The 13,909-nt window shown below is 62.8% G+C and carries 12 protein-coding genes; 5 read left to right on the top strand and 7 right to left on the bottom strand.

The genetic code is table 11. The features are described 5' to 3' along the window. Positions 1-93: 93 nt before the first annotated feature. The 3 genes from G9X68_RS04555 to G9X68_RS04545 are packed head-to-tail and all read right to left on the bottom strand — an operon-like array spanning position 94 to position 3,199. Positions 94-1,524: an FAD-binding oxidoreductase gene (locus G9X68_RS04555; RefSeq protein WP_171601444.1), complete on the bottom strand. Its 1,431-nt coding sequence runs from the start codon at positions 1,522-1,524 to the stop codon at positions 94-96. 32 nt (positions 1,525-1,556) lie between these two features. After that, positions 1,557-2,531 (bottom strand): L-threonylcarbamoyladenylate synthase, encoded by a 975-nt coding sequence (locus tag G9X68_RS04550; RefSeq protein ID WP_171601443.1) that lies wholly within the window; start codon positions 2,529-2,531, stop codon positions 1,557-1,559. 59 nt (positions 2,532-2,590) lie between these two features. Then, on the bottom strand, positions 2,591-3,199 hold the full coding sequence (locus G9X68_RS04545; protein ID WP_168311038.1) for a DUF6656 family protein: 609 nt from the start codon (positions 3,197-3,199) through the stop codon (positions 2,591-2,593). A gap of 418 nt (positions 3,200-3,617) precedes the next feature. Between G9X68_RS04545 and G9X68_RS04540 the strand changes: the two genes are divergently transcribed. Beyond that, a complete protein-coding gene (locus tag G9X68_RS04540; RefSeq protein ID WP_171601442.1) occupies positions 3,618-4,862 on the top strand; it encodes an aromatic ring-hydroxylating oxygenase subunit alpha in 1,245 nt (414 codons plus the stop codon). 144 nt (positions 4,863-5,006) lie between these two features. Further along, positions 5,007-5,474 (top strand): BA14K family protein, encoded by a 468-nt coding sequence (locus G9X68_RS04535; protein WP_171601441.1) that lies wholly within the window; start codon positions 5,007-5,009, stop codon positions 5,472-5,474. A gap of 294 nt (positions 5,475-5,768) precedes the next feature. On the opposite strand, the gene G9X68_RS04530 is transcribed toward G9X68_RS04535, so the two are convergent. Further along, positions 5,769-6,764, bottom strand: a complete 996-nt coding sequence (locus tag G9X68_RS04530; RefSeq protein WP_171601440.1) for a transporter — start codon at positions 6,762-6,764, stop codon at positions 5,769-5,771. 307 nt (positions 6,765-7,071) lie between these two features. On the opposite strand from G9X68_RS04530, the gene G9X68_RS04525 reads away from it, so the two are divergent. Both G9X68_RS04525 and G9X68_RS04520 read left to right on the top strand, forming a co-directional pair. After that, positions 7,072-8,850 (top strand): acyl-CoA dehydrogenase family protein, encoded by a 1,779-nt coding sequence (locus G9X68_RS04525; RefSeq protein ID WP_171601439.1) that lies wholly within the window; start codon positions 7,072-7,074, stop codon positions 8,848-8,850. Between the two features lie 9 nt (positions 8,851-8,859). Further along, positions 8,860-9,615, top strand: coding sequence for a crotonase/enoyl-CoA hydratase family protein (locus G9X68_RS04520; protein ID WP_171601438.1), 756 nt, complete (start codon positions 8,860-8,862; stop codon positions 9,613-9,615). 20 nt (positions 9,616-9,635) lie between these two features. Here G9X68_RS04520 and G9X68_RS04515 read toward each other — a convergent pair whose 3' ends face one another. From G9X68_RS04515 to G9X68_RS04505, 3 genes are read right to left on the bottom strand one after another with little or no spacing between them, the layout of a single operon-like run. Beyond that, positions 9,636-10,646, bottom strand: coding sequence for an MBL fold metallo-hydrolase (locus G9X68_RS04515; protein ID WP_171601437.1), 1,011 nt, complete (start codon positions 10,644-10,646; stop codon positions 9,636-9,638). A gap of 2 nt (positions 10,647-10,648) precedes the next feature. After that, the gene (locus G9X68_RS04510) at positions 10,649-11,899 is read right to left on the bottom strand and encodes an RsmD family RNA methyltransferase (RefSeq protein WP_171601436.1); all 1,251 of its coding nucleotides are present in this window, start codon (positions 11,897-11,899) and stop codon (positions 10,649-10,651) included. Further along, a complete protein-coding gene (locus G9X68_RS04505) occupies positions 11,896-12,681 on the bottom strand; it encodes a TlyA family RNA methyltransferase (RefSeq protein ID WP_240602083.1) in 786 nt (261 codons plus the stop codon). Before G9X68_RS04505 ends, G9X68_RS04510 begins: the two co-directional genes overlap by 4 nt. 93 nt (positions 12,682-12,774) lie before the next feature. Here G9X68_RS04505 and G9X68_RS04500 point away from each other — a divergent pair, with 93 nt between their 5' ends. Beyond that, complete coding sequence (locus G9X68_RS04500) at positions 12,775-13,785, top strand: DUF4424 domain-containing protein (protein WP_171601435.1); 1,011 nt, start codon at positions 12,775-12,777, stop codon at positions 13,783-13,785. Positions 13,786-13,909: the final 124 nt, after the last annotated feature.

The following is a 13,909-nucleotide window of genomic DNA, read 5'->3' as shown; positions in this document are numbered from 1 at the left end:
TTGGTGGGGAATGGGGAGGTCGCGACATCTCCCTTCGCCCCGTTTACGGGGAGAAGGTGGCGGCAGCCGGATGAGGGGCCGGTCTCGTCGACCTCACACCTCGAGGCTGACCACTTTTCCCGGATTCATGATATCGGCAGGGTCGAAGGCGCGCTTGATGCGGCGCATCAGCTCGATTTCGATTGCCGGGCGGATCGCCGCCAGTTCGTCGCGCTTCAGCTGGCCGATGCCGTGCTCGGCCGAGATCGAGCCGCCATGGTCAAGCACCAGCCCATGCACGATATGGTTCATCTCATGCCAGCGGGCAATGAAGGCGTCCTTGTCTGCACCGACCGGCTGGGAAATATTGTAATGGATATTGCCGTCGCCCATATGGCCGAAGGCGCAGATGCGGGCGCCAGGCATGGCCGCCATCACCGCTTCTTCAGCCTCGGCCATGAAATGCGGGATCTTCGACACGGGTACGGAAACATCGTGCTTGATCGACCCGCCTTCCGGCTTCTGCGCATCCGACATGCTCTCGCGCATGTGCCAGAGCGCCTTCTGCTGCGCCACGGATGAGGCGATTGCGGCATCCAGCACCAGCCCGGCCTCAAAACCCTGTTCGAGCACGCCATTCATCATCCGCTGCGCCGTCTCGGCCGAATCCGACGTCGAAATATCGATCAGCACGTACCAGGGATAGGCCGTTTCCAGCGGATCGCGCACGCCGTCGATATGGCGTGTGGTGATCTCGACACCGAAACGCGGCATCAGCTCGAAACCGGTGAGCGAGGCGCCGCAGAGGCTGGAGGCGAGATTGAAGAGGCCAAGCGCGTCCGTCACCGAATTCAGGCCGGCGAAGGCCACCTGATGGCCGAGCGGCTGGGGAAAGAGCTTCAGGACCGCGCCGGTGATGATGCCGAGCGTGCCCTCGGCGCCGATGAAGAGATCGCGCAGGTCGTAGCCGGTATTGTCTTTCTTCAGGCGGCGTAAGCCGTCCCAGATCTCGCCGGTCGGCAGCACCACTTCGAGACCGAGGCAGAGCTGACGTATATTGCCATAGGCAAGCACGGCCGTGCCGCCGGCATTGGTGGAAAGATTGCCGCCGATGCGGCAGGAGCCCTCCGAGCCGAGCGACAGCGGAAACAGCCGCCCATGCGCCTCGGCCGCCTTTTGCACCTCGGCAAGGATGGCGCCGCCATCGGCCACCAGCACGTTCGCCACCGGATCGACATCGCGGATCCTGTTCATGCGTTCGAGCGACAGGATGATATCGGACCTGCCCTGACGCGGTGTCTGGCCGCCGACGAGGCCGGTATTGCCGGTCTGCGGCACGATCGCCGTTCCGGTCTCCGTCGCAAGCTTCATGATCGCCGAGACTTCTTCGACCGAACCGGGTTTCAAGAGGAGAGGGGAGGAGCCGTGATAGAGCCCGCGGTTTTCGATCAGATGCGGCGCAAGGTCGGCCTCGCTGCGAAGCGCGTATTTTTCGCCGACGATCGCCACGAAGCGGTCGAGATCCTCGCTGGAAATGCTGCTCATCGGGCTCGATTCTCCATCCTGTTCCTGGTCCTTCAGTCGCGGGGCGCGGCTGCCCGCTGCAGGCGGTCGTTGATCGCCTCGCCCAGCCCCTCCTCGGGAATCGGCGAAAAGGCGATGCTCCGAGCGCCGCTGGCATCGGCTCGCTTCATATAGTCGAAAAGATTGGCCGCCGCCTCTGCAAGGTCGCCGCGCGGGCTGAGATCGAGGACGACCCGCGCACTGTCCGCGCCGGAGACCGCGGCGCTGCCGAAGGCGATCAGCGCTTCGCCGGGTTCGACTGCCGTTGCATTGAGGCGCACGGAAGCACCCGGCGCGTAATGCGAGGCGAGCATGCCCGGCGCCTCGATGGCCGCCGATGCCGCCTTCGCCCGCAGCAGCGGTTGGCCTGCAATGCGTTCGATCTCGCGCGCCGCCAGTCCACCCGGCCGAAGCAGCCTGAGTTGGCCGCCCTCTGCCTTGACGATCGTCGATTCGACGCCGACCGCACTTGGGCCTGCATCGAGGATCAGCGGGATTTTCGCCCCGAGATCGGCGTCGACATGGGCGGCACTCGTGGCGCTGACCCCGCCTGAGGTATTGGCGCTGGGGGCTGCGAGCGGCCGTCCGAAGGCGCCGATCAAAGCGCCTGCAAACCCCTTCGGCACGCGGATGCCGACGCTGTCGAGTCCGGCGGTCGCCAGCGAATGGATCGGGCTTTCCCGCTTCAGCGGCAGCACGAGGGTCAGCGGACCGGGCCAGAAGGCTGCAGCGAGCGCCCGCGAGACCGGGTCGAATTCGGCATGTTCTTCCGCCATCGCGAGGTCGGCCATATGGCAGATCAGCGGGTTGAAGCGCGGTCGTCCCTTTGTCTCGTAGATGCGGGCGATGGCTAAAGGATTGGTGGCGTCGGCGGCAAGGCCGTAGACGGTCTCCGTCGGGATGGCGATGGCAAAGCCGCCGGCAAGAGCGGCTGAGGCCGCCTCGAGCGCTGCCTGCCTGTCTGCCTCTATGTTGATCGTGCGTGCCATATCCTGCCTGTGTTCGTCCCGGCAGTCATTAGGCTTTCCGCCGCCCACGATCAATCGCTTTAGAGCTGCCGGATGATTTCGCGCAGCTGTTCGTTGCGGGCGCCGAGCAGCAGGATGTTGCGAATCGCCGCCTGCGGATCATGCGTGCGGAAGAGCAGGCCGTTGCCGCGCACCGACCGGTCGATAGTCATCTTTTCCGCGGAGTTCTCGCCGGGTTTGATCGCGACGGCGAAATACATGCGGGAATAACCGACATCGATGCGCTCGAAGAAATTGTCGTTCTCGCCGATCTCGGAATAGAAATTGGAGATGTAGAAGGCCCAGCTTACCTCTTCGTAATGGGCGAATTTCGTCCGCGCGGCGGTGACGTGGCAATAGCCGAGATGCGGGCTATCCTCCAGCGTCCGGTGGAAGATCATCTTCGGAAACTGGATCGAGTGGTGAAAGCCGTTGATGTGCTGATGTGTCTTCTCGCCGGCCACCTGCAGCTTTCGTCCGGTCTTCGCTGCGACCTCGTCATGGGTGAAATACCGCTTTTCCTCGGCCAGCCAATGCCGCCGCTCGCGGGGGATGCGACCGGTTCGCAAGAATTCGGAATGGGCGGCAATCAGCTGCGGTTCTTGCGATCTGCTCGCATCTTTCGCGTCGAAATAACGGAGTCTGGCCATGGTTCGCGTTCTTCGGTCGGTCGGTGATCATCAGGAGGATAGGACCGTATGCTTAAGGCGATGTTAAAAAATGGCCCCGCGGCCGGCCGGCTGGGAGGCAAATGCCGGCAGATGTCGCAAATGCGACGGCGATCGATATCAGGCAGCCGGCCTCTTTGCGGAGCGGGTCTTTACGCCATGTCGCAATTGAGGATAATTGCCCGGAGAGTCGGGCAATGTCATCGACCGGGATCGGCGGCTTGCGGCTTGCCGTATCCTGTCGTCAATTTCGAAGCCGATGTCGCATTACAACCAAGCGGCAGGCAGGCTCGGTGATTAAATGACGCCATGAACACTTCTCCCCAAGGAGAAGGAAGCGGGCGCGCTTCCGCCGGCCTTCTTGCCGGCAGCCGGCAGCCGGGTGCACGAGGACATGAAGATGGATATTCGCAGCAACGTTTTGCGTCAGCTCAAGAGCCGCCGTGAGGGCTTCAGCCTCGAACAGCCGTTCTACATCGATGAGGATTATTTCCAGCTCGACATGGAGATGATCTATTATCGCGACTGGCTGTTCATCGGCCATGATTGCGAGTTGCCGAAGCCGGGCGCCTATTTCACCGTTCAGATCGGCAGCTATCCTGTCGTCATCGTCCGCGGCCGCGACAATGTCATCCGTGCCTTCCATAACAGCTGCCGCCATCGCGGTTCGCGCGTCTGCACCAAGGAGCACGGCTCCTCCGTGCGCCTCGTCTGTCCCTATCATCAGTGGACCTATGATCTCGACGGCAAGCTCGCCTTCGCCCGCCACATGGGTGATGACTTCGACAAATCAGGCTTCAACCTGAAGCCCGTCCATTGCGAAATCGTCGCTGGCTATGTCTTCATCTGCCTTGCCAACACCGCCCCGGATTTCCAGCCGGTGCGCGACAAGATCGAACCCTATGTCGCGCCGCACCGGATCAGTGAGAGCAAGGTCGCCTTCCAGAGCACGATCATCGAGAAGGGCAACTGGAAGCTCGTCTGGGAAAACAACCGCGAGTGCTATCACTGCGCCGCCAATCACCCCGAACTCTGCCGCACCTATCCCGAAGCCCCGAGCGTCACCGGCACGGATGGCGGCGCCGACGATCCCGAGATCGCCGGCCATTGGGCGCGCTGCGAGGCGGCCGGCCTGCCGAGCAAGTTCCAGATTTCGCCGGACGGTCAGTTCCGCACCGCCCGCATGCCGCTGATCGAGGATGCCGAGAGCTACACCATGTCGGGCAAGCGCGCCGTCAAGCGCCCGCTCTCCGACGATATCTCGATCGGTCATATCGGCACCATGCTGCTCTTCCATTACCCGACGACGTGGAACCACCTGCTCGGCGACCACGCCATCTCCTTCCGGGTTCTGCCGCTCAGCGCCAATGAGACGGCGGTGACGACCAAGTGGCTCGTCCACAAGGACGCCGTCGAAGGCGTGGATTACAATCTCGAGGAACTGACCCACGTCTGGACCGAGACCAACGATCAGGATCGCCGCATCGTCGAGGAAAACGCCTTCGGCATCCACTCGCCCGCCTATGAGCCAGGCCCCTATTCTTCCCTGCATGAAGGCGGCGTCATGCAGTTCCTCGAATGGTATTCGAACTTCATGGTGAACCGCCTGCAGGGCGACCAGGCGAAAATCTCCGCCGTTGCCTGATCGCATCGCCGGCGCCGGTTAATCTCCGGTTCAGTTCAGACTCTCTAAAAGGGAAAGCAGCCGGCCCCGGCTGCTTCTGGAACCATTCGGGCGCGGAAGCGTTGCTGGGCAGGCGGTGATCGCTGTTGAATGGGAGTTGAAGCAATGATCGGGCTGAGAAACAAGATTGCGACCGCAGTTCTGGCTGCCGCCGTGGTGCTGACGGGCTTTGCGCCGTCGCAGGCAATCCAGATGCCCACCGCCCCGCAGGTGGAAAAATCCTCCGCCGTCGAGAACGTCCAGTATCGCCGCTACTATCGCCCCGGTTACCGGCCCGGCTATCGTCCCGGCGCCTACTACCGGCCCGGCTATTACGGCGGCTATCGCGGATATTCCTATTACCGCCCGGGATACCGCCGTTATAACGGCTACTGGTATCCGCTCGCCGCCTTCGGCGCCGGCGCGGTCATCGGTGGCGCAATCGTCGCGCAGCCGCGTTACGTCGCGCCTGCGCCCCGCATGGGTTCGAGCCACGTCGCCTGGTGCGCAAACCGCTACCGGTCCTATCGCGCCTACGACAACACGTTCCAGCCCTATAACGGCCCGCGCCAGCAGTGCTATTCGCCGTATTGAGGCTGGAAGCGCGCCGCGCTTCCGATTGGTCTGTGTCAATGCGATGTGACGTGATGCGATAGCCGCAACGCCGCTGCATCGGCGGCGAGTTTGGCAGGAACGTTATCCCACCCTCCGTCATCCTCGGCCTTGAGCCGAGGATCCATGCCCGCTGCTGATGGAGGAGGCCTGCGTGGATCCTCGGGTCAGGCCCGAGGATGGCGGAGAGTGGGGTGAGCTTTGTGGCAAATACCACGACGTTTGATGGATTAGGAGCGGACCCGCGCGCCCCCGGTCACGCCAAGCTTTTCCCGCTCAAAGAATATCCACCCGCCGCAGCAGCCACCAGGCTAAGGCGATGGAGGCGACCATGAGGACGACGGCGTATTCCGTGCCGTAGTCGCCGACGGCGAAGGGCAGGTTTGCGGTGTTCATGCCGAAGAAGCCGGTCACCAGGGTCGGCGGCAGCAGGAAGGCCGTCATAATCGATAGCAAATAGAGGTGACGGTTGGTTTCGGAGGATTGTTTCGAATCGATTTCTTCGTGCAGCAGGCGCGCCCGGTCCTGCAGCGCATAAATATCGTGGTCGACCGTTTCCAGCCGGCTGGTCAGCCGCCGCGCCACATCGTCGAAGCCGAAGGGCATCTCGTCGTCGTCGGCCGCCGCCGCCCGGCGCATCAGCGCCAGCACGGTGCGCAGATGCCGATGCAGCCTGACCACGGTGCGCCTGACCGGCGCCAGGCGCCGGCGTTCATCGCGCTGCGCGCTGTCGTAGACGATATCCTCGATCTGGTTCAGTTCTTCGGTGAGTTCGATGACGATTGCGATCAGCGTGCGCTGGAATTCGATCACCAGCAGTTCGAAGAGATCGACCGGCCGGGAAAATTTGCCCGGGTTCTTCTCGATCAGCGCCCGCGCCCGTTCGACGCTGCGCAGCGGCTGCAGCCTTGTGGTGATGAGAAAGCGGTCGGACATGGCGAAATGCAGCCAACCGAGATTGTTGGTGTCCTGGGCGAAATCGCGCTGACAGTCGACGAGCGTGCCATAGAGCATCTGCTCGTCCACGGTGATGGCCGCATGCGTATCCCGCGTCGTCAGCGCCGATTTCGCGTCCTCCGTCAGCCCCTCCAGCGTATCGAGCAAGGCCGGCACGCGGGCGTCGACAAGGTTGAGGTGCAGCCAGTAGAAACAGTTTTCCGCGGTCAGTTCCGCCACCGTCGCACTGTTGTTCAGCCGCACCGCGGTCTTTTCACCCGGCGAGAAGCGATAGGCCCAGACGAAACCGGGTATGTTGACGGGCAATGTATCCATTGGTCGCCGGTCCTTTGCGAAGGCGATGTCATTCCCTACTGCATAATTCCTTAAATCGGAATCGATTTACGGATAAAATTATGCAGCATTCAAAGTGATACAGCGTCCTTTGCGCGTCTGAAAAGACGCGCGGCGCTGTAGTGTCTCCATGACGGCTATTTATGCAACGGTGCAACAGCAAAGCGTCATCTCAGCCAAACTATCGCATGACCACTGAAGAAATCGAAATTGACGTTTACGTAAAAATCAATTAGCCCTTGCCTCGGAGGGGCTTTGCCGCGCGAGGCCGGTCTGCGGAGGAAAAACCATGTATAAGGCGCCCGTCGAGGAAATCGCGTTCACGTTGAAGCATGTAGCGGGTATGGACGAGGCGATTTCAAAGGGGCTGCTCGGCGATCTCGGCGAGGATCTCGTCGATGCGATCCTGGCCGAAGCGGGACGTTTTGCCACAGAGGAAGTGGCGCCGCTCGCCGACATCGGCGACCGCCAAGGCGCCCGCCTGATCGATGGCGAGGTCAGGCTGCCGGATGGCTGGCGCGATCTCTATCGCCATTGGATTGCCGGCGGCTGGAACGGCCTGACGGCGCCTGAAGCTTTCGGCGGCCAGGCCTTGCCGCATATGCTGAATGTCGCGGCCCTCGAAATGTGGAATTCCGGTTCCATGGCCTTTGCGCTCGCTCCGACGCTGACGATGGGCGCCATCGAGGCGGTCAGTGCCCATGGCAGTGCTGCGCTGAAAGACAAATATCTGGAGAAGATGGTCTCCGGCGAATGGACCGGCACCATGAACCTGACGGAGCCGCATGCCGGCTCCGATCTCGGCGTGCTGAAAGCCCGCGCCGAGCGCAGCGACGACGGCAGCTACCGCCTCTTCGGCCAGAAGATCTTCATCACCTGGGGCGAACATGACGCGGCCGACAACATCATCCATCTCGTGCTGGCCCGGCTACCGGATGCGCCGGCCGGCACACGCGGCATTTCGCTGTTTCTGGTGCCGAAATTCCTGGTGAACGACGACGGCTCGCTTGGGCCCCGCAATGATTTGTTCTGCCATTCGCTGGAGCACAAGCTCGGCATCCATGGTTCGCCGACCTGCACGATGATCTACGGCGACGGAAAATTCGGCGGTGAAAAGGGCGCTGTGGGATGGCTGGTCGGCGAGGAGAACAAGGGGCTCGCCTGCATGTTCACGATGATGAACAATGCCCGCCTTGCGGTCGGCATGCAGGGCGTGGCGATCGCCGAGGCCGCCACACAGAAGGCGCTCGCCTATGCCAGGGAACGCACTCAGGGCAGGGCGCCGGGCTCAGGCAGTGCCGGCATGAGCCCGATCGTCGAACATCCCGATGTCGCCCGCATGCTGCTGACCATGAAGGCGCTGACGCAAGGGGCGCGCGCGATCTCCTATGCCTGCGCCCATGCGATCGACATGTCCCACCGGGCAAGCGATACCAGCCGTCACTGGCAAGAGCGCGCCGCCCTTTTGACGCCGATCGCCAAATCCTTTTCGACCGATGCCGGCGTCGACGTCGCCTCGCTCGGCATCCAGGTGCATGGCGGCATGGGCTTCATCGAGGAGACGGGTGCGGCGCGTTATCTCCGCGATGCCCGCATCGCGCCGATCTACGAGGGCACCAACGGCATCCAGGCGATCGACCTTGTCACTCGCAAGCTGCCGCTCTCCGGCGGCGACCAGGTGATGGGTTTTATCGCCGAGCTTAAGCAGATCGCCAACAATGTCCGCGGCTCCAATCTCGATGGTTTCGGCGAGACCGCTGTCAGGCTCGACGCGGCCATCGCCGATCTCGAGCAGGCGACCGCCTGGCTGATAAAGACGCTTGCCGAGAACAGCACCGCCGAGGCGCTCTCGGGTGCCACCCCCTATCAGCGCCTGTTCGGCCTCGTGCTCACCGGCTGTTATCTCGCCAAGGGCGGTCTCGCCGAGAGCAGCGATGGTGCGGCCGAAAACCGCGTCGCGCTCTGCCGCTTCGCCGCCGAAAACCTGCTTGCCGAGACCGCAGCCCTTCGCGACCGCGTCGTCAGTGGCGCAGCAAGCCTTGCCGCCGCCCGCATCCTGCTTGCCTGAGGAGACCTTATGACCGATCACATCATCGTCGAGCAGCCTACCCCCCATCCCGGCGTCCAGTCTATCCGCTTCAATCGGCCGGAAAAGAAGAACGCCATCACCCGCGCCATGTACCGCACCATGGCCGATGCGCTGAATGCCGCCAACACAAATCCCGGCATCCGCGCTACCGCCTTCCTCGGTACCGAGGGCTGCTTCTCGGCCGGCAACGACATGAACGATTTTCTGGCTGCCGCAATGGGTGGCCGCGGCCTGGAGCAGGAAATCCTCGATTTCCTCTATGCGCTGGTGAACGCCGAAAAACCCGTCGTCTCGGGCGTCGACGGCCTTGCGATCGGCATGGGCACGACGATCCATCTCCATTGCGACCTGACCATCGCCTCCAGCCGCAGCCAGTTTCGTACACCCTTCGTCGATCTGGCGCTGGTGCCGGAGGCCGGTTCCAGCCTCGTCGCGCCGCGGCTGATGGGCCATCAGAGCGCCTTCGCCCTGCTGGCCGCCGGCGAAGCATTCTCGGCAGAGGAAGCGAAGGAAGCCGGCCTCGTCTGGAAGGTCGTTGAGTCAGGCGAGGTCGATTCTCTGACTTTGGCCACGGCAGCAAAGCTCGCTTCAAAGCCGCCGGAGGCGCTGCGCATCGCCCGCGATCTCATTCGTGGCGACCGCGGCGAGATCATCGCCCGCATCGACGAGGAAGCCCGCTATTTCTCCGCGCGGCTGAAAAGCGCTGAGGCCCGGGCGGCCTTCGAAGCCTTCATGCGTCGCTGAGCATCGCCTGACATCGCTTCTTAGACCGCCGGCACGTTGAATACCTCGCCGGCCCTGAGCGGCCGGAACCGTTCGGGGGGAATATCATGCTCGCTCATGGCGTCTTGCAACGCTTTTGCCGGCGCGTCGACCGCTTCATTTGTCAGTTGGAACGTGGCGAAGTGATGCCCGGCCACATAGGCCGCATTTGACAGTTTCATCCCGATCACCGCCTCCTGCGGATTCTGGTGCTGCCCTTTCATGAACCAGCGCGGCTCATAGGCGCCGAAGGGTAAAATGGCCAAGCGAAAGCCGCCATGCTTCTGCTGTGCCGCTTTGTAATTGATGCCGTTGTGAAAGCCCGTATCTCCGACGTGATAAATTTTTCCGGCTGGCGTCGACAAAACGAACGACGCCCAGAGTGCCATCCGGCGATCGGCGGTTCCGCGAGCGGACCAATGGTGCGCAGGCTCCGCATCAATGCTTATTCCGGCGTGCGAAATGCGCTCGCCCCAGTCCATCGATGTCGTCTGCATATCGGGCACGGCACGGCGAATGATCGTGTCATTGCCGAGTGGCGTCACGACACGCGGCCGATGCTTCGCACCCAACCGCCTGAGCGTTGCGATATCGAGATGATCATAATGATTGTGCGATACCAGCACGAGATCAATCGGCGGCAAATCATCGAACGCGATGCCCGGTTGGACGACGCGCTTGGGTCCGGCAAAAGCGAAGGGACTCGCGCGCTCCGACCATACCGGGTCGGTGAGGATATTGAGCCCAGCGACCTGCACGAGCATTGTTGCATGGCCAACCATGGTCACCCTTAGATCCTCGCCGTCTACGCGTGGATCCGGCTTGGCCGCCGCGTACGGACTTGGGACCGACCGCGGCCAACGCTCACGGCCACCGCCGAATTGCCACCGCAGCAGATCGCGGAAACCAAGGGGCTCAATACCTTCGGGATTGAAGAAATGCGTGCCGTCGAAGTGATCGGAGACGGGGCCGCTATAGTATGGGTTGCGTCTTTTGGTCTTTCCGACAGCCACGCCTATTTCTCCAGCGTCGCCACCACCTCGACATGCGAGGTCCAGAGGAACTGGTCGATCGGCGTCACTTGCGTGATCCGGTAGCCTCCCTCGACGAGGATCGCGAGATCCCGCGCCAGCGTCAGCGGATTGCAGCTGACGGCGACGATCCTCTTCACGCCTGAGCGGGCAAGCTCCTGGCACTGGAACTCGGCACCAGCGCGCGGCGGGTCGAAGACGACGGCATCATAGGGTTTGAATTCCTGCGTCATCAAAGGACGGCGGAAGAGATCGCGCTTTTCGACGCTGACCGGTTTCAGCCCTTGCGTGTTGCGGGCCGCATGGTCGAGTGCTGCGAGCGCCTTAGCTTCGGCTTCGACGGCGTGCACGCGGCCGATCCGCGCCAGCCGCAGTGAAAACGTGCCGGAGCCGGCAAAGAGATCGGCGATCCGCTTCGCCTTGCCGGCATGGGCAATGACCAGCTCCGCCATCGCCTCTTCCGCCGGCTTGGTCGCCTGGGTGAAACTGCCCGGCGGCGGTGAAACCTGGACGCCGCCGAATTCGACCATCGGCTTCGACGGCTCGACGAGGATTTCGCCGTTCAGCGAAACACGGGCGATGCCGCGCAGGCTGAGCGCCGTCTCGATCGCCTTGCGCCGCTGCGGGTCGGAGAGTTTCTTCACTTCATCGACGGAGATATCGAGGCCGGAAAGCGTTTCGAGCACGGCGACGCGGAAGGGTTCGGCACTGGTCGCCAGCGATGCAGCAATCGCCCTGATCGCCGGCAGCCGGGCGATGATCCCTGCCGACGAGATCGGACATTCCTCCATCGCGACGATATGGTGGCTTTCGGCCTGATTGAATCCAACAAGCATGTCCTTCTCGGTCTTGCGCGCCGCAAACACCACGCGCCGCCGTTCGCCCGGCCGGGCCGGAACGATCTCGCCGACCTCCGGCGTCAGCCCCTTGGATTTCAGCGCGTCGATGACCAGCTGGCGCTTGAAGGCGCGGTAGGACGCATCTGCCATATGCTGCAGCGTGCAGCCGCCGCAGGTGCCGTTGACGCCATCCGGGCCGAAATGCCGGCAGGGCGGCTCCTGCCGGTCGGGCGAGGACGTCGTGATCGACATGATCGTGCCCTGGCTCTTGACGCGGGCGATCGCTACGGTTTCGCCGGGCAGGGAAAAGGGCACATAGACAGGCCCGCCGGCGCTGCTGGCGATGCCGTCGCCCTGGGCGCCGAGCTTCTCGATCGTGACGGTTTCGGTGCTCACGGTTTCAATCCTGCCAGAAGGAATTCCTGATTGCCGTCGCCGCCGGAAATCGGGGAGGGGATGAGGCCAAGGCTTTTCCAGCCCATATCCTCGGTGAACCAGCGCTCCAATTCTGCAGCGACGGCGGGAGCGGACGAGGGGTCCTTCAGCATCCCGCCCTTGCCGATCGCCTCGCGCCCGGCCTCGAACTGCGGCTTGACCAGCAGCACGGCGACAGCGCCCGGTTCGGCGATCTCAAGGGCCGGCGCGAGCGCCAGCTTCAGCGTGATGAAGGAGACGTCGGAAACGATGAAGGTGGCGGGATGGTCGATATCGTCTGCCGTCAGGTTACGGGCGTTGAGGCCCTCCCTGTTCGTCACCCGAGGATCGCCTGATATGCGCGGGTGCATCTGCCCGTGGCCGACATCGATCGCGGTGACATGCGCGGCACCGCGCTGCAGCAGCACCTCGGTGAAGCCGCCGGTGGAGGCACCGACATCGAGACAGTGATGGCCGGCAGGATCGAGCCGGAAATGGTCGAGGGCCGCGGCAAGCTTCAGCGCGGCGCGCGAGACATAGTCCTGCGCCGGATCGTCGATCTCGATTGCGGCGTCTGCGCCAAACAGAGCGCCAGCCTTCGTGACCACCTGGCCGCCGATCCTGACAGTGCCGCGCTGCACGGCGTCGCGGGCGCGCGAGCGGCTGGCAAAGAGGCCGAGGGAGACGAGAAGCTGGTCGAGACGTTGGGTGTTTTGATCTGACATCGGCTGTGCATGACCGGCAAAGCCGCCGGTTGCAAGCATTTTGTTCCCAAGACCGTCATTGACCCTCAAAAGCTTTCGGCGATAATCCCACCGCGGCGATCGCGGGGCGTGCCGCAGACACGGGGGTGTTCCATGCTGAAGCTCTTCACTCTACCTGTCTCGGTGGGGCTTGTCGCGGCGGGGATCGTATCGTCCGCGCTCGCGAACGATACTCTGGCAGAGATCAAGACCGGCGGGCTGATCTTTGCCCAATCCGACGATGTCAGCATGGCGGAAGAGGATCTCTTCATCTCCGCTTCGGAAGTGCGTGTCGACTACGTCTTCGAGAACAGCTCCGACAAGGATGTCGAAAGCCTGGTCGCCTTTCCGATGCCTGACTTATCAGGTCAGGTCGACAACAATTCCGCCATCTCCGATTATGACAACGATAATTTCCTGCATTTCTCGACTGTGCAGGATGGCAGTCCGATCACCGCCAAGCTGCAGCAGCGCGTCGTCTCGCTCGGCATCGACGTGACCGACGAGTTTGCCAAGCAGGGCATCCCCGTCTTGCCCTACAGCCAGAAGACGACCGAGGCGCTCGCCAAGCTTCCCGAAACCGTCCGCAAGGACTGGATCGCCCGCGGCCTCGTTTATCCCATGGGCGCCGGCGATGCCAAGGTCGATCTCGTACCGCTCTGGACGCTGCGCTCGACCTATTGGTGGCGCACCACCTTTCCGGCGAAGAAGAAGGTCAGCGTAGCGCACCGTTACAAGCCGGCCGTCGGCGGCACCGTCGCCATCAGCTTTCTCGAAGGTGGCGAGCCGAAGGGTGAGCGCTTCGAGGAATATTCCCGCAAATACTGCCTCGACGGAGATTTCGTCAGGGTTGCCCAGCAGCGCGCGCGGGAAGCCGAGGCCGGCGGCGCCAACTATACCGAAAGCTGGATCTCCTATGTGCTGTCGACCGGCGCCAACTGGGCGGGGCCGATCAAGCGCTTCCAGCTGACGATCGACAAGGGCAAGCCCGGCAGCCTCATCAGCTTCTGCGGCAGCAATGTTCAAAAGATCGGCCCGACGACCTTCCGGATGACGGCTGAGGATTTCGATCCCACAAAGGATTTCGACATCCTCATCCTCAATCCTCCGGAAGCTGCACAATAATCCTCAGGTTCGGCTGCTGCTGCGCTGCACAAATTTAAACAAATTTAAAGCCTGCCCGGATAGGTTCGGCGTGATTGTAGCGGTTCATCCAAGCCGCTCGGCGCCATGACGGCGCAAGTGTTTG

The organism is Rhizobium changzhiense (genome assembly GCF_013087625.1).
Lineage (GTDB): Bacteria > Pseudomonadota > Alphaproteobacteria > Rhizobiales > Rhizobiaceae > Rhizobium > Rhizobium sophorae.
The sequence above is the reverse complement of the archived record's forward strand: the minus strand, read 5'-3'. Positions and strand labels throughout refer to the sequence as shown.